The sequence below is a fragment of the Polaribacter haliotis genome (genome assembly GCF_014784055.1).
GTDB lineage: Bacteria > Bacteroidota > Bacteroidia > Flavobacteriales > Flavobacteriaceae > Polaribacter > Polaribacter haliotis.
Window position 1 is genome coordinate 132,945 of the sequence record NZ_CP061813.1, and the last position, 22,989, is coordinate 155,933.

A 22,989-nucleotide genomic window follows, 5' to 3' on the forward strand; every position below is an offset into this window, starting at 1 on the left:
TTATGAAAACATTTGGTATTGGAGGTTCAACTATTGAAGCAGAATTGGAAGCAATTCAGCCTTTAAAAACAACAGTTAAACCGATTCAAAAAGAAGAATATAAAAAGAGAATTCAGAAATTATCTGGTTTAATGAAAACAAATAAAGTGCAGGCAGTATATGTAAATGCAGGTACAAATTTATTGTATTTTACAGGCACACATTGGCATGCTAGTGAGCGAATGGTGGGCGCAATAATTTTACCAAATGAAGAAGTACATTATATTGCTCCGAATTTTGAAAAAGGAACCATCGAAGATTTTTTAGAAATAGAAGGAACTATTCATTGTTGGGAAGAACATGAATGTCCGCATAAATTATTTTTACAGGTTTTAGATGAAAATAAAATTACTGAAGGAGAAATTCAGTTAGATGAAACGACACCATTTTCAATTATAAATGGTTTACATAAAGAAGTTCATTCTTTTTATATTGAAAAAGCAACCGGTTTAATTTCTGAATGTAGAATGATAAAATCTGACGCAGAAATTGCAATAATGCAATATGTAATGGACATTACTTTGGAAGTTCAAAAAGCAACTGCAAGAATTTTAAGAGTCGGAATTACCACAAGAGAAGTAGAAAATTTTATCCACGAAGCACATAAAAAATACGGAGTTTCTTCAGGTTCCTATTTTTGTATTGTACTTTTTGGTGTAGATTCTTCTTTTCCTCATGGCGTTAAAAATCCAAAGAAATTGGAAATGAACGATATGGTTTTGGTGGATACTGGTTGTCAGTTATATGACTATATTTCAGATATAACAAGAACCTACGTTTTCGGAGAAGCAAACGAATTGCAACGAAAAATATGGAATCTCGAAAAAGAAACACAATTATCGGCTTTTAAAGCTTCAATTTTAGGAAATTCATGTGCTTCTGTAGACGATGCTTCAAGAAAAACTTTAGAGAAAAATGGTTTAGGGCCAGATTATAATTTACCAGGTTTGCCTCACAGAACTGGTCATGGAATTGGGTTAGATATTCACGAATATCCATATATTGTAAGAGGAAATAAGACAAAATTAGTTTCTGGAATGACGTTTAGTAACGAACCTATGATTTGTGTACCAAATGAATTTGGCGTGCGTTTAGAAGACCATATTTATATGACAGAGAAAGGCGCAAAATGGTTTACGGAACCTGCATATTCTATCGAAAATCCTTTCGGAGTTTAATCTCTAATTTCTTTCAGAATAAAAGATAAATCGTATTTTTATAAAATGGATTTATTCTCTTCAGAAAAAATAAAAAACATTTTACCTTTCGATGGTGTTACCAATTATCATGGTATTGTTTTAGATAAAAATCAATGTGATTTTTTCTACCAAAAACTCTTCGAAACGATTGACTGGAAAAATGACGAAGCCATTATTTTTGGAAAAAAAATAATTACCAAAAGAAAAGTGGCTTGGTATGGCGAATCTGAATTTTCTTACAAATATTCAGGAGTTACAAAAACAGCAAATATTTTCACAAAAGAGCTGTTAGAACTCAAAGAAATTGTAGAAAAAGAAAGTGGAGAAACGTATAATTCTTGCTTGTTAAATTTATATCATTCAGGAGAAGAAGGAATGGCTTATCATTCAGATGGAGAAAAAATGTTGAAGAAAAACGGAGCAATAGCTTCACTTTCTTTAGGAGCAGAACGTAAATTTTCTTTCAAACATAAAGAAAACAAACAACGAATAGATATTATTTTAGAAAGAGGAAGTTTGTTGGTAATGAGAGAATTTACACAAACCAATTGGTTGCACAGATTACCACCAACAAAAATGGTTTTTACACCACGAATTAATTTGACGTTTAGAACCATAGAATTGTAATCTAATCTTTACTTTTGCATAAAATTTTACAATTTGGATTCTAATTCACAAAATACCATCAATCTTAATAAATACATCAGTTCTTCAGGGATTTGTTCTCGAAGAGAAGCAGAAAAATTTATTAAAGAAGGCAGAGTTACCATCAATGGAAAACCTACGCAATTAGGAAATAGAGTTGCCAAAAAAGATGTTGTAAAATTAGACGGACGGTTAGTAACTCCAAAAAACGTAACGCTTTATATTGCCTTAAACAAACCTGTTGGAATCGTTTCTACGACTGATGATAGAGAGCCAAATAACATCGTAAAACACATTAATTATCCAGAAAGATTATTTCCAATTGGACGTTTAGATAAACCATCTGAAGGTTTAATTTTTTTGACTAATGATGGTGATATTGTCAATAAAATTTTACGAGCAGGAAACAATCACGAGAAAGAATATTTTGTTTCAGTAAACAAATCAATTACACCAGATTTTATAGAAAAAATGGGAAATGGAATCCCTATTTTAGGCACTGTTACTCAAAATTGTTTGGTAGAAAAAGTGAGCGATAAAATTTTCAAAATCGTTTTAACACAAGGTTTAAATCGCCAAATTCGCAGAATGTGCGAGTATTTAGATTATGAAGTAACCAAGTTAAAACGAACCCGAATCATGAATGTTGAGTTGGGTTATTTACAATCTGGAGATTGGCGTGAGTTAACGGATGAAGAGATGAAAGAAATCAATAAAATGATTTCCACATCCTCTAAAACCGAAGAAGCGTCTAAAGTTAAAACTGCTCCAAAAACATTTAAACCAAAGCGAAAATTAGCACCTTCAAAAAACGATTTCAATAAAAAAAGTGCTTCTTTTAGAAAATCTTCACCAAAAAACAGGAGAAATAATTCGAGTTCTACTAAAAAGAAACGTTGGTAGTGTTTTTTGAGCGTTCCCTTTCAGGTCAGGCTTTTCGTTGCAATCTTTTTTATTTAAATAAATAAAAAAGGATTTCCACTACAATCCTTAACGCGCTTATTTGCCAACAAAATCAATATTTTAACTTTTGGTTTTATATAACAGTTCATTTTATTTATCAATTCTTAAATAATAGTATCTTTGCCACCAATGAAACGAAAATTTATTATTTTAATTTATTTTCAAAATTAAAATAATAAATGAGAGAACGAAGTGGTTACACACGTTCTTAATTTTGTGATGAAATTTTCACAAAATCACCAAAATTTATGCGTGTGAAATTTGACTTAAAAATTACTGACCCCAAAAGTAAAGCAAGAGCAGGAACAATTACTACAGATCATGGAGAAATTGAAACACCAATCTTTATGCCTGTGGGAACTGTTGGAACTGTAAAAGGAGTTCATCAAACAGAACTTAAAAATGAGATAAACCCTGATATTATTTTAGGAAATACCTATCACCTTTTTTTAAGACCAGGAATGGAAATATTAGAAAAAGCTGGTGGTTTACACAAGTTTATGAATTGGGATAGAAATATCCTTACAGATTCTGGGGGTTACCAAGTATATTCACTTTCTGGAAGAAGAAAAATTAACGAAGAAGGCGTAAAATTTAAAAGTCATATAGATGGTTCTATGCACTTTTTTACACCAGAAAACGTTATGGAAACGCAACGTACAATTGGTGCCGATATTATTATGGCGTTTGACGAATGTACACCTTATCCTTGTGATTATAATTACGCAAAACGTTCTATGCACATGACACATAGATGGTTGGACAGATGTATAAATCATTTAGAAAAACTGCCTTTTAAATATGGTTATGAACAAACGTTTATGCCAATTGTACAAGGAAGTACTTATAAAGATTTAAGAAGACAATCTGCAGAATACATTGCAAATTCTGGTCAGCAAGCAAATGCAATTGGTGGACTTTCAGTTGGGGAACCAGCAGAAGAATTATATGCAATGACAGAAGTTGTTTGTGAGGTGTTACCAGAAGACAAGCCACGTTATTTAATGGGTGTTGGAACGCCAATAAATATTTTAGAAAATATTGCTTTGGGAATAGATATGTTCGATTGTGTAATGCCAACAAGAAACGCCAGAAACGGAATGTTATTTACAGCACATGGTTCTATCAACATAAAAAATAAAAAGTGGGAAGACGATTTTTCTCCAATAGACGACATGGGAATTACTTGGGTAGATACCATGTATTCCAAAGCATATTTGCGTCATCTTTTTGCTGCAAAAGAAATGTTAGGAAAGCAAATTGCCTCGATTCATAATCTTGGTTTTTATGTTTGGTTGACTCGTGAAGCAAGAAAACATATTTTAGCTGGAGATTTTAGAGAGTGGAAAGATAAAATGGTGAAGCAAATGGATAAAAGGCTATAAAAGTAAGCAGTTTTCAGTTGGAAGTTAACAGTTACACAAATAAACAATTACACGATTAAACAGTTTAAGTGAAGATAATAGATTGGTACATATTAAAGCGTTATTTGGTAACATTCTTGTTTACCTTATTAATCTTAATACCAATTGCAATTGCAATTGATGTTTCAGAAAAAATAGATAATTTTCTGGAGCATACAAACTTGGGTTTAGAAGAAATTTTAAACGATTATTATAAGAATTTTATTATTTATTACGCAAACACATTTATGCCTTTGGCATTATTTATAGCCGTAATTTTATTTACTTCTAAACTTTCAAATAATACAGAAATTATTGCGATTACAAATGCAAAAGTATCTTTTACAAGATTTTTATATCCTTATTTTATTGGAGCTACATTAGTAACTATTATATCTTTAGGGATGAATCATTTTGTAGTTCCTAATAGTAGTAAAGTAAGAAGAGGATTCGAAAAAAAATACATAAATAATGCACGACAAAAAAACGATTTAAAATTTATTTCCGATTTTAGTTTGCAACTTACAGACAGTACCTATATTTATATTAGAAATTATAATATAGAAACAAACGCGGGCTATAACTTCACTTCAGAAACATACGATGGTTTAGAATTGAAATCGAAATTATCTTCAGATAATTTGCGTTATAATTCTAAAGACTCTACTTTTTCTCTTACAAATTGGAGAAAGCGTCTTATTTATAAAGACAGAGATAGTATTTTTAGTGGAAATAAAATAGATACAGTTTTTAATTTTACGCCAAGAGATTTAATTTATAAATCTGCTTTATCTCAAGAAATGCCTTCAGATGAGTTAATCCGATTTATAGATTTGTCTAAAAAAAGAGGTGTAAAAAACTTAAATGCATATTTAGTTGAACTTCATAAAAGAACAAGTCTGCCAATTGCATCCTATATACTTACTATTATAGCAGTTGCACTGGCTTTTAGAAAAAGAAGAGGTGGAACAGGAGTTAACCTAGCAATTGGTATTGGAATTATGTTCTTATACGTTTTCTTTATGAAAATTGGAGAAGTTTTAGGCTCTGTAGCTGGCGTAAATTCTTTCCTATACGTTTGGATTCCAAATATAATGTTTGGCATTATTTCTGTTTATCTCTATTGGAATGCAAGAAAGTAGATTTAAAAACTATTTACTTTTACATCTCATAGTTTTTATTTGGGGATTTACAGCCATTTTGGGTGCGTTAATTACGATTGATGCAATTCCATTAGTTTGGTATCGAATGTTATTAGCTGTAATTTTTATTTTTATTTATTTTTTGCTAAAGAAAAAAAAGTTTAAAATAGATAAAAAAACTGTTGTTAAATTTTTTTTGACGGGAGTTATTATTGCGCTTCATTGGATTTTCTTTTTTAAGGCGATTAAAGTTTCTAATGTTTCTGTAGCTTTAGTAACTATGAGTACTGGTGCTTTTTTTACGTCTTTAATTGAACCTGTCTTTTTTAATAGAAGAATTAAATTTGTTGAAATAGTACTTGGACTTCTAGTAATTGCAGGCTTGTATGTTATTTTTAATTTTGAAAGCCAGTATAAATTAGGAATTATTTATGCATTAATTGCTTCGTTTTTAGGAGCATTATTTGCAGTTTTAAATGGCCTTTTTATTAAAAAGCATAGTGCAGATACTATTTCTTTTTATCAGCTTTTATTTGGAGTTGTTTTTATTACAATTTACCTTCTATTTAGTAATGGATTTTCAGTAGAATTTTTTCAAGTACCAACTATGGATTGGTTATACTTATTACTGTTAAGTAGCGTTTGTACTGCTTATGCTTTTATCGCTTCTGTAAAAGTGATGAAATACTTATCTCCATATACAGTAATGCTTACTATTAATTTAGAACCAATTTATGCAATTATTTTAGCATTATTAATTTTTGGAGACGAAGAACAAATGAGCCCTACTTTTTATTTGGGAGCTTTTATTGTTTTATTTGTGGTATTATTAAACGGAATTATAAAAAACAGCGTAAGTTTAAAAGAGAAGTTCAAACAAAAACTAAGCAGAAAAAAATAGGCTATTTTGCCTAAAAAAGTAAATTTTATAGTATGTTTGTCTTTACAAATAACTAAAATCAGATAACTACAAAATGGAATATTTAGATTTTGAAATGCCAATAAAAGAGCTTGAAGATCAGCTTCAAAAATGCCAAATTATTGGAGAAGAAAGCGAAGTAGATGTTACTGCAACTTGCAAAAAAATAGAGAAAAAACTAGCAATAGCTAGAAAAGATATATATAAGAACTTAACACCTTGGCAAAGGGTTCAATTATCTAGACACCCAAATAGACCTTATACATTAGACTATATTAAAGCAATTTGTGGAGATACTTTTATGGAACTTCATGGAGACAGAAGTGTAAAAGACGACAAAGCAATGATTGGTGGTTTGGGTAAAATTGGCGACCAATCTTATATGTTTATTGGTCAGCAAAAAGGATACAATACCAAAACTCGACAGTATAGAAATTTCGGAATGGCAAATCCAGAAGGATATAGAAAAGCCTTGCGTTTAATGAAAATGGCCGAGAAATTTGGAATTCCTGTAGTTACTTTATTAGATACTCCAGGTGCATACCCAGGTTTGGAAGCAGAAGAACGTGGCCAAGGAGAAGCAATTGCGAGAAATATTTTCGAAATGACTCGTTTAAAAACACCTATTATTACCATTGTTATTGGTGAAGGAGCTTCTGGTGGAGCATTAGGAATTGGAGTAGGAGATAGAGTATATATGATGGAAAATACTTGGTACACTGTTATTTCTCCAGAATCTTGTTCTTCAATTTTATGGAGAAGTTGGGAGTATAAAGAACAGGCTGCTGAAGCTTTAAAATTAACGGGAACTGATATGAAAAAGTTAAAGTTAATTGATGGAATTATAAAAGAACCAGTTGGAGGAGCACATTCTAATAGAGAAGGAGCTTTTAAAGCGGTACAAGACCAAATTGTAAGTTCTTTTAACGAATTGAAAGATTTATCTGAAACTGATTTAGTTTCTAAAAGAATGGATAAGTACGCAAATATGGGTGTTTATAAAGAGTAAATAAATTTTCAATTTTTAAATAATTAATATAATTATTAAAAGAATTAAATAGATAAACTAAAGTTGAATAATGATCTCATTGTTCAACTTTTTTTTTAATACAATTTCAAGAAAGAGTTTTTATTTACAGATGATTACTTAAGAGGTTCTGTTTTAAATGTTGATAAAAATGAAGCCTATCTAAGAACATTAAATTTAGCCTAGAAACTTTAAAGTATAACTATACAATAGAACCGATTAAATAAGATAAAAATGAAAAAATATTTTAGCTTTCTTTTTGTAACTTTTATTCTTTTTTCCTGTACAAAAGAAGATAAAAAACAATCTGAATTTATTTCAGGAGAATTATTTTTAGATTCAAATAATGAGCATATTAATGCTCATGGAGCAGGATTTTTAATTCACGATAATACATATTACTGGTTTGGGCAACACATGGTTTCTGGAAAAGAGGGTAATAAAGCAATGGTAGGTGTTCGTGTGTATTCTTCCACTGATTTATACAATTGGAAAAATGAAGGTGTTGCTTTAAAAATGAAAGAAGATAGCAGTTCTAAACTTCAAATTGGTTCGGTTTTAGAGCGTCCTAAAGTAATTTTTAATAAGAAAACGAAGAAGTTTGTAATGTGGTTTCATCACGAATTAAAAGACCAAGGTTACAAGGCCGCTTTAACAGGAGTTGCAGTTGCAGATAATGTGTCTGGACCTTATAAATATATAAATAGTTTTAGAATTCACGCAAATGTTCTACCACAAAATTTTTCTAAAGAAGATTATGATAATGCTGCTGAAATTAAAAGCAGAAAAGATAAAAATTGGAAAGAAAAAGTAGTAAAAGGTGCCTTTTTTAAAAGGGATTTTAAAGGCGGACAAATGTCTAGAGATATGACGCTTTTTGTAGATGATGATGAAACTGGATATCACATAACTGCTTCAGAAGAAAACCAAACTTTATTAATTTCTAAATTATCAGACGACTATTTATCGCTAACCAAAGAATATATTCGAGTTTTCCCTGGTGGAAGAAATGAAGCTCCAGCTATTTTTAAAAGAAATGGAAAATACTTTATGTTTTCTTCTGGTTTAACAGGCTGGAAACCAAATCCAGCAAGATTGTCTGTTGCAGATTCGATGTTAGGAAAATGGACTTCTTTAGGAAATCCTGTTATTGGAACAACAGAGGAAAAAGCAACAACATTTCACTCTCAAAGTACATATGTAATTCCTGTTATAGATAAAAAAGATGCTTTTATTTTTGTTGCAGATCGCTGGCGACCAAAAAATGCGATAGATGGTCGTTATGTTTTTTTACCAGTTCAATTTAAAGATAATGTTCCGTATTTAGAGTTTAAAGAAAAATGGGATTTATCTATTTTTGATAAATAAATTATAGAGCTAAAAAATACTAGACTTTGCTGTATTGAAGAATATATTTTGAATGGGAAATTCAGTTTTTTTATGAAAACATTTTAGCTATTATTGGTCTAAAAAGAGATATTAATTATTATAATTACATTTTTAACTTCTTTAAAATTTAAAATAGGGTCTAATATTTGTAATTGAGTATTAGAAAGTAGATAATAATCCTAAATAAGTTCATATTTATCTACGTGATTAATTTTAAATGGTAATTTTTCTTTTTTGTAATAGAAATTTAATACATTTATAATTGGTTAACCAGTTTGTTTTAAATTATTTTATGAAAAATCACAATTCACTATTAACATTTGTTCTAATTATTTTTACAAGTTTTCTTTTTTCCCAGGAAAAAACTGTTTCTAATATTTCTGAATATAATTCAGCAATAAAAACAGCAAAAGCTGGAGATGTTATTCTTCTAAAAAACGGAATTTGGAAAGATGTAAAATTAAACGCATATGGAAAAGGTACAGAAGATGCTCCAATTATAGTAAAAGCAGAAACACCAGGAGAAGTTATTATTGCTGGAAATTCAACTTTAAACATTTATGGAGAACATATAATTGTAAGTGGTTTGTGGTTTAAAGATGGAGATTCTTCTTACAAATCTGTAGTTCAATTTCGAAAAGATTCTAAAACCTTTGCAAATAATTGTCGCTTTACAAATTCTACAATTTCTTATTACAATGTAAAAGACGGAATTAAAGATCATTGGGTAGATATTTGGGGAAAAAATAATAGAGTAGATCATAATAATTTTACCGGTAAAACAAGTCCAGGAACAACTTTAGTGGTTTGGTTAAAAGGTGAAGAGCATATAGAAAACAATCATAGAATAGATAATAATTTATTTGGTGCAAGACCAGAATTAGGTGTAAATGGAGGAGAAACCATCAGAATAGGAACGAGTACAAACTCTAAAAAATCTTCTAAAACTTTAGTAGAAAGAAATGTATTTGCAAATTGCGATGGAGAAATAGAAATTATCTCAAACAAATCTGGCGATAATACTTTTAGAGACAATTTATTTGTTGGAAGCAAAGGTGCTTTAACTTTAAGACATGGAGATAATGCTTTGGTGGAAAGAAATGTTTTTTTAGGAAATGGTGTTTCTAAAACAGGAGGGATTAGAGTTATAAATTCAGGACATATAATCCACAATAATTTAATGATTGGTTTGCAAGGAGATGGTTATAGAGGACCAATTGTCTTAATGAATGGAGTCCCAAATTCACCTTTAAACAGATACGAACAAGTTAGAAATGTGAATATTCAGAACAATACCATTATAAATTCCGGGCCAATTTCTTTCGGAGAAGGAAAAGATGATGAAAAAAGTTTAGCTCCTAAAAATGTAAATTTCTCTAATAATTTAGTTTTCAATAATAAACCTTCTAAAAATGTAATTTTTGTTGACGAAGCTTCAGATATCAACTTTAATAATAATTACATAGATGCTTTAGGGTCTTCAGAAAAAGGATTTAAAACAACGAAAGTAAATTGGAAAGAAATTAAAAATTTTCCAATACCAACAGCAGATAATAAAGATTTATTAATCGCTTCGAAAACTGCGAAAAGTCCGCAAGAAGATATTGTAAAAGACAAAAGACAGGTGTATAATGTAGGTGCTTTTAATTTAGACGCTAAAAAATTACCCAAAGCATTAAGTTTAAGAGCTGGTCCAGGTTGGAAACCAAACATTATTGCACCCATTATAAAACCAGCAGATATTACTGTAGAACCTGGTGTAGAAACCTTGAGAAATGCGCTTAAAAAAGCAAGTTCTGGTTCTGTAATTCGTTTAAAAACAGGAGAATATATTTTAGAAAAAAGCATTAAAATTTCAAATAATATATCTATTATTGGTGATAAAGGAGGCGCATCTATCTTAACTGTTAAAAAAGATATAGAAAAACCTTTAAGTTATATGTTTAGAATGAATGAAGATTCTAAAATGATTTTAAAAAATGTAATTATAGATGGTGAAATTTCTGCTCCAAAATATGCCATAGTTTCACCTGATAAAAAAGAAGGAGGTTTATACAGCGTTTTTATTGACAATGTAATTTTCAAGAATTTTAAAAATCATGATGGAGGCTCTGTTTTTAAAGCATACAATGGAACAAAAGCAGATACATTGAGTTTTAAAAACTCTAGATTTGAGAATAATTACAGAGGCTTAAATTTATCTTACGATAAAGACGAAATGGGTATGTACAATGCCAATAACATCATTTTAGAAAACACAATTTTTAGAGATATTGAAGAAGCAGCCGTTAATTACGTTCGAAAAACACCAAGTGTGGAAATCGAAGGAGGAAATTTAATTGTTAAGAATTGCGTTTTTAGCAATGTCTATAATGAAGAAAAAGGAAAAGTTTTACGAACAATAGGAATTCATAAAGTAGAAATTACCAATTCTGTTTTTGATGATAGTTATAAAATTAAAAACTTTGTGGATTTAAAAGGAAGTGCAAACTCAATTTCTAACTGTTTAATTCACGATAGTGGTTTTATAAAAGTGAGTAAAAATGCTTCTGAAAAAGATAATCTGTACAAAAATCCAAGATGGGATGATAAAGACTTATTTATTCCAAGTAAAAATTCTCCTCTTTTAAAAGAAAATAATGATAAAGGAAGAATTGGATTGAAACAATAATAAATATACTTTTTTAACAATTTCAGACCCTTCAGGTTTTTAAAATCTGAAGGGTCTTTTTTTTATTTACATAATAACTTTTAAAAGAGTTGTTTTGTACTTTTGATGAATACTTAAAAAATGACAAGAAGAACTTTTTATAAAATTATAGCAGGTATAATTCTTTATTTTTCATTAAATACTTTTTATAAGCTCTATAAAAACAATACAATTTCAAAAACTTGTCTCTCTGAAACTTTTAATAAGAAATTTTCAGATTTATCGAAGTTAGAAATTAATTCAATTCACGATTTTAATATCATCTTTAATTGTGAAGATTGGGATGAAATTTATATTATCAGTTCTATGTATTATGATAGAGGAATTGGTTTTTTAACAACTGGTATTTTGGTTCCTTCTTATAATAGATTTGATTATTTTGAAGGGACTTCACTTTTATTTTTTATAAAGAATAATGCAATTATATCTGATCCATTGCCATTTTATAACGACCATTTTATTTTTTCTAATAATTATAATAGAGTAAATAGTGCAAGATTTGATAGAGAAAACTCAAAGTTCATTTATAAAAAATACGAACACTCAGATTATGATTTTACTACTCTTGAATTAGTAGAAAAATAAAGATTAACTTTATTTAAAACCCCACAAAACAGGATTCTTAACAATCGTATTTCTAACAATTTCAGGAGTAGAATCGTAAGACAAATCTTCCCATAAATCTAAATACTTTTCTTCATTAGAATTTAAACCTACAAATAGGAGCGAAGCTTGTTTTATAGGCCAATTATTCCAATACATTACATCTTTTTGAAAAGGCCAATCTTTTTTATTTTTGATAAAAGGATATAAAAACTCCATTCCTAATTGTATGTTTTTTCCTTCTTTGGTTTTATAATTGAAAAGATTTTCATTTTCTGTAGATAAAACCTGACATAAACTAACCATTGCATCTAAATTGAACAAAGAATAACCATAAGGTTTTGTTCTTGCAGTTTCTTTTGGAAAACTACCATCTAAAGCCATTTGATTTGGTAACAATGTGTTTTCATAAAAATTTCTGCAGTTTTCTAATTCAGTTTTATCATTTACTAAATCTGCAAAAGTAGCGACTTGCAAAGCCCAACAAGTACTATGATTATTTCCATTATTTCTCTCTTTTTCTCCGAATTTGTGTGTTGTTAACCAACTTAAATAATCAGAAAACCATTTTTTAACCGCTTTTAAATCATTTGTATTTATGGTTGTTGAATTTTCAATTGCTTTAATTGCCAAAGCAACTTCAATTAAGTGAAGCGTATCAATAATTCCAATTCCACGTCCTGTAACTTTTCCTTTAATTGCTTGTGCAAATAACAAATTCGGATTCATTTTTGTTTCCTCATTTACATACCAAGCTTTTAAATGCGGCATTAAAGCTTCCACATATTTTTCATCTTTAGTGATAATGTATGCAGATCCTAAACTTCCAGCAATTTCACACAAACGAATCATAGCTTTTCTGTGTGCTGTAAAATTATCAGGATTTGTCAAACCATCTTTTCTGATGTAAGAACCCTCTAAATCATTAGGATTTGGCCACCAATAGTCGCCTTCAGAATAAAAATCGTGTTTGTTTCCTGAACTTCTTTCAGCAATATTTGCTGTAACTGTAATTGGTTTTGAAGTTAGATACTGTTCAGCATTTTTTAAAACACGTTCTTTTTCAACTTCAATTAAATTGAATTTATTTTCTTTTTTACAATTGAAGAGTATAGTAATGAAAACTGCAAAAAATAGTGTTTTTTTCATAATATTTTATATCGTGTTAAACCCAGAAAGGGTTTTGAACCCTTTCTGGGTTGATGAAATTATAGTAAATAAAAATCCCAAACTTATTTAAAAGAATGGGATTTCAACTTCTCAATAATCAATCAATCAAATTATTCAATAGTTAAATACGTTCCTTTAAAACTTTGGTTTAAAACCATCATTTTTAAAGGTCGGTCTTTTGAGTTTCTTTTTACTTCAATGGAAGCTTTACCATTTGCCATTTCTATAGATTCACTTCCTGTTGGTGTTCCTAAACTTTTCATCGTTTCTCCACCAGACATACATTGGAAATAGACTCTGTTTTCGTAATCTAAACAACGTAAACCTTTAGAATCGTGTGCAATTGCAGTTACTAAATAGTTTCCGTTTTCTAACTCTTTATAGGATAGTTTTAAACCTTTTGCTTTGTCGTTTTTAGTAAATCTGTAGTTTATTTTTAACTCATCTTTTACTGTTTTTCCATCCGAAGTTTTTCCTGTGGAAACCAATGTGTTTTCTCCTTCTTTAAATTGTAAAGTCCAATTTAAACCAGCAGCAGGAAAATCTTTGGTATTTCTTGTTTTAGTTCCTAAACTTTTTCCATTTAAAGAAAGTTCAACTTCAGGGCAATTACTATACACACTAATATCTCTTGCCAAACCTTTTGGACCTTGTCTCTCTGTCCAAGTATGAGATTCTATATACGTAAAAGGATCTTTGCTCCAATAACTTTTAAATACGTAAAATGCATCTTTCTTATTTCCAGCTCTGTCTACCAAACCTTTTTGATTCATATAAGGAATCGCATTTTCTGGTCTTAAAGGCGTTCCAAAATCTTTAAAAGCCCATTGAATATTTCCAACAAAAGTGTCATCATTTTCTGATATTCTTAAATGCCAATCAAATAAATCTACGATATAATTTTCACTCCAATCTCCAATTTGCGCAATGTTTGCAACGTCTGTTTGTACAATTGCTTCTTCCCAACCATCTGCCTGAATTTTTCCTTCGCCAGTAATTGGCGTTTCTGTATGACGACCTAAATGACTTGAACCACCATATTCTGCATGTAAGAAAGATTTGTATTCCTTTTTATATTGGTCAATGGCTTTTTGGTAACTTTTATAACTTCCAGAATACCAACCAGACCAAATTGATGGCGAAAACACATCTACAATATCTGCACCTTCATAATATTTTCTGATAGCCGTTTTTCTTGTTGGATCTAATTTGTGAGATAAATCATTTAATTCTGATAAAAAAGCACTCAACTTTGTCTTGTTTCCTCCATCTTCAAAATCAGGCAACCAATACATTTCGTTACCTAAAGACCAAATTACAATACTTGGTCTGTTGTAATTTTGGGCGATAATTTCCGTCAACATATTTTTTGTGTTTTCCTTCCAATTATCATTTCCAACACCACCTCTACACCAAGGCAATTCGTCCCAAACCAATAAACCCAACTCGTCACAAGCTTTGTAAATTTCTGGATCTTGTGGATAATGTGCCAAACGTACAAAGTTGGTTCCCATTTCTTTAATCAGTTCCATATCTGCTCTGTGTTGCTCATTTGTCATTGCAGCACCAACTCCAGCATGTTCTTCATGTCTGTGAGTTCCTCTTAACAACAAACGTTTTCCGTTTAAAAAGAAAGCTCCATATTCTTTAAATTCGAACCATCTAAAACCAACTTTATCAGAAATTTTATCAATTGTTTTTTCTTCGGATAACAGCGCAACTTCAATCGTATATAAATTAGGGTTTTCTGTATCCCATAATTTAGGATTCGAAATGTTATCAAAAGTAATTTTTGCTGAATTATTTGCAACCCAAAACTCTTTTTCTACAACCGTTTTTCCATCAGCATTTATTAAAGATGCTTTTACTTTTGTAGAATTATCGCCATTTACAACAGCAACTGTTCCTTCTAAAGTGGCATTTTCATTCGAAACTTTAGGTGTAGTATATTTTAAATTTGCTAAATGCGTTTTAGGTTTTGTTTGCAACCAAACATCTCTCGTAATTCCACCAAAAATGAAGAAATCACTTTTTTGTGAAGGGATAACTTCTGGATCGTAACTATTATCTGCTCGAACTACAATTTCGTTGGTTCCAGCTTTTACTTCATTGGAAATATCAATTGTAAAACCAATATAACCCCCAATATGACTTCCAACTTTGTTTCCATTTATAAATATTTCTGAAGTAATATTTACGCCTTCAAAATACAGTTCGTAAATTTCATTTGAGTTGACTTTAGTTATTTCTAAATCTTTTTTATACCAACTTCCACTTCTTCTGTAACCTGGTACTAAATCTGTAGCATCTAAACTATTCCAAGAATGAGGTAAGTTTATTTCTTGCCAATTTTCCATATTTAGCGCATCAGAAATTTGTTCTGTATCGTTTTCTAAATACAACCAATTATCATTGATGTTGGTTTTTGTTCTTTCTGAAGTTCCATCTACATCACTTTTTGAATCACAAGAAATGGTAAAAACCATCAAAAATAAAAAAAGAAAGATGTTCGATAATTTTGGTTGGGTTGAATAGTTAATTTTCATAGAATTATAATGATTTCATTCTTAACAATGTTTCTAAAAAATAATAATCTCCATAGACGATTGGTTCGTCCATTTCATCTTTTTTAGGCCAGTTTCCTGTGCTGTGTTTTAATATAAAAGGGGCTTTAATTGTAGGTTCTAAAATATATTCCTCACTCTTTAAAGAGTTGATTACTTTTTTACTGTAGTCTAAATATTTCTCATTTTTCGTATATTGATACAACTCAACCATTCCAGAAGAAATTACGGTTGCTGCAGAAACATCTCTTGGTGCATTTGGAATAGAAGGATCTTCAAAATCCCAATAAGGAATGCCGTCTTTTGGTAAATTTTTATGATTCAAATAGAAATTTGCAGTTGCTTCTGCTTGTGCCAAATATTTCTCGTCTTTTGTATATCTGTAAGCCATTGTGTAACCATAAATTGCCCAACCTTGCCCACGAGCCCAAACAGAAGCATCATTATAGCCTTGATGTGTTACTTTCATTCGAATGTCTCCATTTACAGGATTGTAATCCACCACATGAAAACAACTATTGTCTGCTCTAAAATGATTTTTTAAAGTGGTATTTGCATGTTTTACAGCAATTTCATGGAAAGTTGAATCTTTAGAAATTTTAGTTGCTTCAAAAAGCATTTCTAAATTCATCATATTATCTATAATTACAGGGAAATCCCAAGTTTTTTTATTGAAATCCCATGAGCGAATACTTCCAACAGTATCATTATATCTCGAAATTAAAGTTTCCGAACTTTTTACAATTACATCTTTATAATGCTGATTTTCTTCATGTTTTAAACCTTGTCCGAAACTGCAAAAAACTTTAAAACCCATATCATGAGTTTTATCATTATACTTTTCTTTCTCAATAAAAGCAGTCCATTTTTTTGCTAATTCTTTATATTGATTATTATCTGTTAATTCGTAAATCTGCCATAAATTTCCAGCGTAAAAACCACTTGTCCAATCTTTGGAAGGCACTTTTTTGATTTCATTTTTTACAACGGAATAACTTCTTGGAAACGCCAAAGAATCTGGAGCGTAGTTTAGCAGTTTTTCATATCGGTTTTCTAAACTAATTTTCGAATTATTTTGTTTTTTCTTTTCAGTACAAGAAAACAAAATACTAATAGACAAAACCATTATTAAATTGTTGATTTTTTTTTGCTTCATATTTTTTAAAATATCATTGGCATAAAAATACCTAAAAAGCAAGAAGTAGAAATCCTAAAGAAGTATAAAAACATCCAAATTGAAAAAGGTAATTACTTTAAATCGTTAGTATAACAAGTGTTTATTGTTATAAATAGACATTTTTAAACTTTTTAGAATAATTTAATTTAAAATTGTATATTTGGGCACCCAGTTTGGGTGCCCAAAAAATTATGACAAGAATAAAAGCAAATATTATCTTTATTATGGGAGTTTCTGGTGTTGGTAAAAGCACGATAGGAAACTTATTATCAGAAGAATTAAATCTTCCTTTTTTTGATGGAGATGATTTTCATCCAGAAGATAATATCTTAAAAATGTCTAAAGGCGAGGCTTTAAATGATAATGATAGATTGGGTTGGCTACAAACATTAAACAAATTAGCAATAAAACAATTAGCAAATAAAGGTTGCATTATTGTTTGTTCAGCCTTAAAAGAAAGCTATCGTACAATTTTAAGTCTAGATATTCAACAACACGTAAAATGGGTTTTTCTTCATGGTTCTTTTGAGCAAATTAAAGAAAGAATGAATAGTCGTAAAGATCATTTTATGAGTTCTAATTTATTAAAATCTCAATTTGATACGTTAGAAGAACCACAGAATGCCATACATATAGATATAAGTTTAACACCTAACAATATTATAAAAGTGATACATAAAGAGTTAGTAGAAAAGTCTGAATTCGGTTTATTCGGATTGGGAGTTATGGGAAAGAGTTTAAGTAGAAATTTAGCAAATAATGGATTTAAAATTTCTTTATTTAATAGACATGTAGATGGAGTAGAGGTAGATGTTGCAAAAAACTTCAAGAATGAATTTGAAGAATTATCAACAGCACTTCCATTTGATTCTATTAAATCTTTTGTAGGTTCTCTGCAAACGCCAAGAAAGATTATGTTAATGGTAAATGCAGGTAAAATTGTAGATTATGTTATTGAAGATCTTTTGCCATTTTTAGAAGCTGGAGATATTTTAATAGATGGTGGAAATTCCAACTATAATAAGACTAAAGAGAGATTTCATTATTTAAAATCGAAGAATATACATTTTGTTGGAACGGGTGTTTCTGGAGGAGAAGAAGGCGCTTTAAAAGGCCCATCAATTATGCCTGGTTGTGATAAAGATGTTTATAAAGATATCCAGCCTTTTTTAGAAGCAATCGCAGCAAAAGACGATAATAATTTACCTTGTTGTACGCATATTGGAACCGAAGGAAGTGGGCATTTTGTAAAAATGGTTCATAATGGAATTGAATATGTAGAAATGCAATTATTAGCAGAGGTGTTTGTAATGTTGAAAGCATTAGGAAATAATCCTGATGAAATCGCAGATATTTTAGAGTCTTGGAAAGAGACAACGAATAGTTATTTGTTAGAAATTACGATTGATATCTTAAGAAAAAAAGAAGGAAATGATTGGTTGGTAAACCAAATTATGGACAAAGCAGGTAATAAAGGAACAGGAAACTGGACCACGATTGCAACTGCAGAGTTAGGAATACCAAGCACAATGATTGCTACTGCATTATTTGCACGTTACACTTCATTTTATAAAGATGAGCGTGTTCTTGCAAGTCAAAACTTCGAAGAAAACACAAATCCGAATTTAAATATTACAAATGCTGATGTTTTAAAGGCATATCAATTTGCTAGAATTATAAATCATTATCAAGGTTTTAAGCTAATTAATGAGGCTTCTAAAAGTTATAATTGGGATTTGAATTTAAGTGAATTAGCTAGAATTTGGACGAATGGTTGTATTATCAAATCAGATTTAATGGTAGAATTGGTAACCGTTTTTAAAACGACGGATAATATGTTAACAGATAAAACAATTATTGAAAAACTAAAAACAGTAAAACCAAGCATTAAAAAAGTAGTTTCTGAAGGTGTTTTAAATGAATTGCCAATTTCTAATTTTAGTGAATCTATCAATTTTTTAAACAGTTTTTCAGTAGCAAATTCATCAGCAAATTTAATACAAGCACAACGTGATTATTTTGGTGCACACACCTATCAAAGAATAAATGATGCTTCAAATAAATTCTATCATACAGATTGGAAAAATAATTAATATAAATAATAAAAAAAAATATGGCAACAACAGAAAATAAAAAGTCACTACTAAAAAAACTAATAGCAATAGTTTTAGGCTTTGGGCCTGGAATTTTTGCCATTGGTTATACCATTGGTACTGGTAGTGTAACCTCTATGATTGTTGCAGGAAGTAAATTCAACATGCAATTATTGTGGGTGTTGTTATTAAGTTGTGTTTTCTCTGGAGTTTTAATGTTTGCCTATGGAAATTACGCTTTATTAACTGGCGAAACCGCACTTTATGGCTTCAAAAAGCATTTAAAATATGGTAAATTTTTAGCCATTTTAATTATTATTGGCGTCACTTTTGGGCAATGGAATTCACTGATGGGTATTTTAGGAATTTCATCAAATATTATTTTTGAAATATTAGCCGTTAATTTTGATGGATTAAGTTCTTACAAATACGAAACCGTTTTAATAACCGCAATTATAATTATTGTTACGTTTTACTTACTAATGTTAGTTGGTAAATATACTTTTTTCGAAAAAATATTGGTCATTTTTGTAACCTTAATGGGGTTTTCTTTTATAATGTCTCTATGTTTTGTGCAACCATTACCTTTAGATGTTGTTAAAGGATTAATACCAACAATCCCTGATATTCCTGGAGGTAAAATGTTAGTTGCCGCTTTTGTGGGTACAACTATGGCATCAGCTACATTTTTATCAAGACCATTATTTGTAAAAGGAAAAGGGTGGACAATCAAAAATTTAGACCAACAAAAGAAAGATTCAATTACTGCAGCTATTTTAATATTTATAATTAGTGGAGTTATCATGGCAGTTGCTGCTGGTGCTTTATTTTATGAAGGAAAAGAAGTAACACAAGTATTAGATATGGCAAATACTTTAGAGCCTGTTGCAGGTAAATGGGCAGTTTCTATTTTCTTTTTTGGCGCTTTAAGTGCGGGTTTATCATCAATTTTTCCATGTTTATTAATTGCGCCATTATTAATTGCAGATTACCAATCTGGGACTTTAGATACTAGCTCTCGTCAGTTTAGAATTATTACAGCTATTGCTTGTTTGGTTGCTTTAATTGGGCCAGCATTTGGAGCCAATCCTATTGAAATTCAAATTTTATCGCAAGTATTTAATGTCTTTGTCTTACCAATTGTAATCCTTGGAATTATATTAATGTTAAGCAGCAAAAAAGTGATGAAAGATTACAAAACAAGTTTAGCTGTTTATATTGGTTTGTTCGCTGCCTTGTTCTTTTCATTAGTAATTTCGTATAATGGTGTATTAGCACTTTTGGAATATTTTTAAATAAAACACATAATTTTCAAATACATGAAAATAAGTTTAATAGATAAAGACTCAAATAAAATAGTACAGAATGATGTAATCTGTAAGATTCGTGATTTAATAAACGCTAAAAATTTAGAGCGTGGAGATAAATTACCATCTGAAAGAATTATGTCAGAAAAATTTGATGTAAAAAGAAACCATATTAGAGAAGCCATCAGAAAGCTAGAATTTTATGGAGTCTTAAAATCAATGTCTCAAAGTGGCACTTTTTTAGCAATAGGTTTAACAGGTTTTAATGGTATTGTTGAAGAAATTGTTTCACTCGAGACACCTTCTTTTGATGAATTGGTAGAAACAAGAATATCATTAGAATTACAAACAGTTTGTCTTGCTGCTAAAAGAAGAACAGATGCAGATTTAATACGAATGAAAGAAGCTTTAGACGCATTTAAGGTTAAAATTATTAATGGTAAGGATTATTTAGAAGAAGATTTGTTATTTCATTTAGCGATTGCAAAGGCAAGTAAAAACACCACTTTAATAACATTAATGCTTTTAATTACACCACCAATTCTAGTAAATTATAAAAGAGATGAAGTTTGTGAAGGTGATGGTATCAGTTCTGAAATAAAAAAACACGAAGATATATATTTTGCAATAGCTTCTAAAGATCCAGAATTAGGCGTTAAAATGATGAACGATCACTTTTTTAAATTATCAAAACACATAGAAAATAGAAATAAAATTAATTAACAATAAAATGAATAGAAAAAATATAGTATCAGTATCAAAGCTTTTCATCTTCGGAATTTTAATAACACTAATAAGTTGTAAGAATTCTGATAAAAAAACAGATAAAAAAGAAGCTCCAAAAACGGTTTACGCAAGTAAGGTTATTCCATTTTTTGACCATTGGAAATTAATTTTAGGAAACGGAAAAAATGTTGGAATTGCCAATAATTTTGAGGATAAGGATTTCTTTTTCACAGAAAAGGATAAAGATGGTGAATGGGTAGTTTTTAAAGCACCAAATGCAGGAAACACGCATGGAACTTCAAATAATATAAGAACAGAATTAGCTCAAACAAAAAAATGGTATCCAAAAACTGCGAATGATAAATTAACTGCTACACTTAAAGTCATGAATGTTTCTTCTACAGGAGATGCTAGAGTAGCAGCTTCACATGCAGTAGTTATAGGCCAAATTCATAGTGCAGATAAGCATGAAAATGAACCACTTAAAATTTTTTATAAAAAATTTCCAGGTCATACAAAAGGTTCAGTTTTTTGGCATTATGAAATTAATACAGCAGGTGATGATAATTCAGGAAGATGGGATTATTCTTCAGCAGTTTGGGGAAATGACTTTTCTGTAGTTGGTGAAACTGCAAATACATATCCAGAAGAACCAAAAGATGGTATTGCATTAGGTGAAGAGTTTAGTTATGAAGTAGAAGTGAAATACGGTATTATGAACTTAAAATTTACAAGCAAAGGACATGAAACAAAAACGTTTACAAAAAACTTAATAGCATCAGAATACACAACAAAAGCAAATATTCCAGAACAGACGCAAAAATTATTTGTGCCAATGGGTCAAGATGGAGTAGAGCGTAAGGAGGCTTATACTGGTGAAGGCTGCTTTTTTAAATTAGGGGCATACAATCAAACAAATGGTAAATCTCCTGAAATCAATAAAAATTGGTGTTCTGGCGCTGAAACGCATGGTGGAGATTTAAAAAAACAGTATGCAGATGGAAATTATGCAGAAGTTTGGTTTAAAAATGGAAGTATTTCAATTAGTGATAATGCTGTTTCTAATGATGGTTATTTTAATAAAAACGACAAAGTAAAATAAAATTTAAGTACAATGATAAATAATAAATTAAAAGGGAAAAATATCCTTATAACAGCTGGTGCACAAGGAATTGGAGAATCAATAACGAAGCATTTTATTGATAGTGGGGCTAATGTAGCGATTCATTATTTTTCTAGTGCAGATACTGCAAATCAGTTAGTAGCATATGCACAAACTAAAGGCCAAAAAGCATTGGCTATAGCAGGCGATTTAACAAAAGAAGTACAGGCAAAATCTATGGTCGAAAAAACTGTAGCTTCATTTGGAGGTTTAGATATACTAATTAATAATGCAGGTTCATTGGTAGCTCGAAAAATGTTAAGTGAAATGGAATCTGATTTTTGGGATAAAGTAATGGACATAAACCTTACGTCTATGATGTTTGTAACAAAAGCAGCAGCGCCATATTTAGCGAAAAATGAGAATAGTAGTATTGTAAATTTGGCCTCACTTGCAGGACGTAAAGGTGGGCATCCAGGTTCTCTTGTTTATGCTACCAGTAAAGGAGCAATTTTAACGTTTACAAGAGCACTTTCTACAGAATTGGGTCCACAAGGAACAAAAGTGAATGCTGTTGCTCCAGGACTTATTCTGGGTACTTCATTTCATAATACACATACCACAAAAGAATCTGCAAATGAAACGATAGCTGGTATTCCAATTAAAAGAGCTGGTAATGCTGCAGATGTAGCAAGAGCAGTTCTATATTTAGCGTCTGAATATGATGGATTTATTACTGGTGCAACGCTTGATATTAATGGAGGAGTTTACAATATGTAGAATTCCTCATTATTTTTTTGATTAGATATTA

18 protein-coding genes are annotated in these 22,989 nt (G+C 30.1%); 15 read left to right on the forward strand and 3 right to left on the reverse strand.

The window, feature by feature from the left end:
* Nucleotides 1-2 precede the first annotated feature (2 nt).
* The 10 genes from H9I45_RS00380 (at nt 3) to H9I45_RS00425 (ending at nt 12,021) form a co-directional block, all read left to right on the forward strand.
* A complete protein-coding gene (locus H9I45_RS00380; RefSeq protein WP_088355271.1) occupies nt 3-1,217 on the forward strand; it encodes a M24 family metallopeptidase in 1,215 nt (404 codons plus the stop codon).
* 45 nt (nt 1,218-1,262) lie between these two features.
* Nucleotides 1,263-1,865, forward strand: coding sequence for an alpha-ketoglutarate-dependent dioxygenase AlkB family protein (locus H9I45_RS00385; protein ID WP_088355270.1), 603 nt, complete (start codon nt 1,263-1,265; stop codon nt 1,863-1,865).
* A gap of 33 nt (nt 1,866-1,898) precedes the next feature.
* Complete coding sequence (gene rluF, locus H9I45_RS00390; protein WP_088355269.1) at nt 1,899-2,786, forward strand: 23S rRNA pseudouridine(2604) synthase RluF; 888 nt, start codon at nt 1,899-1,901, stop codon at nt 2,784-2,786.
* A 314-nt stretch (nt 2,787-3,100) separates the two neighbouring features.
* Nucleotides 3,101-4,231, forward strand: a complete 1,131-nt coding sequence (tgt, locus tag H9I45_RS00395; protein ID WP_088355308.1) for a tRNA guanosine(34) transglycosylase Tgt — start codon at nt 3,101-3,103, stop codon at nt 4,229-4,231.
* A gap of 68 nt (nt 4,232-4,299) precedes the next feature.
* On the forward strand, nt 4,300-5,391 hold the full coding sequence (locus H9I45_RS00400) for an LptF/LptG family permease (RefSeq protein ID WP_088355268.1): 1,092 nt from the start codon (nt 4,300-4,302) through the stop codon (nt 5,389-5,391).
* Nucleotides 5,378-6,292 (forward strand): DMT family transporter, encoded by a 915-nt coding sequence (locus H9I45_RS00405; protein WP_088355267.1) that lies wholly within the window; start codon nt 5,378-5,380, stop codon nt 6,290-6,292. The genes H9I45_RS00400 and H9I45_RS00405 overlap by 14 nt, the downstream gene beginning before the upstream one ends.
* A 73-nt stretch (nt 6,293-6,365) precedes the next feature.
* Nucleotides 6,366-7,319, forward strand: coding sequence for an acetyl-CoA carboxylase carboxyltransferase subunit alpha (locus tag H9I45_RS00410; RefSeq protein WP_088355266.1), 954 nt, complete (start codon nt 6,366-6,368; stop codon nt 7,317-7,319).
* 252 nt (nt 7,320-7,571) lie between these two features.
* Complete coding sequence (locus tag H9I45_RS00415) at nt 7,572-8,705, forward strand: glycoside hydrolase family 43 protein (protein ID WP_088355265.1); 1,134 nt, start codon at nt 7,572-7,574, stop codon at nt 8,703-8,705.
* Between the two features lie 313 nt (nt 8,706-9,018).
* On the forward strand, nt 9,019-11,397 hold the full coding sequence (locus tag H9I45_RS00420) for a polysaccharide lyase 6 family protein (protein ID WP_088355307.1): 2,379 nt from the start codon (nt 9,019-9,021) through the stop codon (nt 11,395-11,397).
* Between the two features lie 120 nt (nt 11,398-11,517).
* Nucleotides 11,518-12,021: a C2 domain-containing protein gene (locus tag H9I45_RS00425; RefSeq protein ID WP_088355264.1), complete on the forward strand. Its 504-nt coding sequence runs from the start codon at nt 11,518-11,520 to the stop codon at nt 12,019-12,021.
* A 9-nt stretch (nt 12,022-12,030) separates the two neighbouring features.
* Here H9I45_RS00425 and H9I45_RS00430 read toward each other — a convergent pair whose 3' ends face one another.
* From H9I45_RS00430 to H9I45_RS00440, 3 genes are all read right to left on the reverse strand, one after another.
* On the reverse strand, nt 12,031-13,188 hold the full coding sequence (locus H9I45_RS00430) for an alginate lyase family protein (protein ID WP_088355263.1): 1,158 nt from the start codon (nt 13,186-13,188) through the stop codon (nt 12,031-12,033).
* Between the two features lie 131 nt (nt 13,189-13,319).
* Nucleotides 13,320-15,755, reverse strand: coding sequence for a glycoside hydrolase family 2 protein (locus tag H9I45_RS00435; RefSeq protein ID WP_228454987.1), 2,436 nt, complete (start codon nt 15,753-15,755; stop codon nt 13,320-13,322).
* Between the two features lie 4 nt (nt 15,756-15,759).
* The gene (locus H9I45_RS00440; RefSeq protein WP_088355262.1) at nt 15,760-16,929 is read right to left on the reverse strand and encodes a glycoside hydrolase family 88 protein; all 1,170 of its coding nucleotides are present in this window, start codon (nt 16,927-16,929) and stop codon (nt 15,760-15,762) included.
* Between the two features lie 212 nt (nt 16,930-17,141).
* Here H9I45_RS00440 and gnd point away from each other — a divergent pair, with 212 nt between their 5' ends.
* Genes gnd through H9I45_RS00465 form a run of 5 tightly spaced genes read left to right on the forward strand, consistent with a single transcriptional unit; the run spans nt 17,142 to nt 22,958 of the window.
* Complete coding sequence (gene gnd / locus H9I45_RS00445) at nt 17,142-19,043, forward strand: NADP-dependent phosphogluconate dehydrogenase (protein WP_228454989.1); 1,902 nt, start codon at nt 17,142-17,144, stop codon at nt 19,041-19,043.
* 20 nt (nt 19,044-19,063) lie between these two features.
* Complete coding sequence (locus H9I45_RS00450) at nt 19,064-20,338, forward strand: Nramp family divalent metal transporter (RefSeq protein ID WP_088355261.1); 1,275 nt, start codon at nt 19,064-19,066, stop codon at nt 20,336-20,338.
* Nucleotides 20,339-20,362: 24 nt separating this feature from the next.
* Nucleotides 20,363-21,073: a FadR/GntR family transcriptional regulator gene (locus H9I45_RS00455; RefSeq protein WP_088355260.1), complete on the forward strand. Its 711-nt coding sequence runs from the start codon at nt 20,363-20,365 to the stop codon at nt 21,071-21,073.
* Nucleotides 21,074-21,080: 7 nt separating this feature from the next.
* Complete coding sequence (locus H9I45_RS00460) at nt 21,081-22,178, forward strand: polysaccharide lyase family 7 protein (RefSeq protein ID WP_088355259.1); 1,098 nt, start codon at nt 21,081-21,083, stop codon at nt 22,176-22,178.
* Nucleotides 22,179-22,190: 12 nt separating this feature from the next.
* Nucleotides 22,191-22,958 carry an SDR family NAD(P)-dependent oxidoreductase gene (locus tag H9I45_RS00465; RefSeq protein WP_088355258.1) on the forward strand — a complete coding sequence of 256 codons (768 nt, stop codon included), beginning with the start codon at nt 22,191-22,193 and terminating at the stop codon, nt 22,956-22,958.
* The last annotated feature ends 31 nt before the right edge of the window (nt 22,959-22,989 follow it).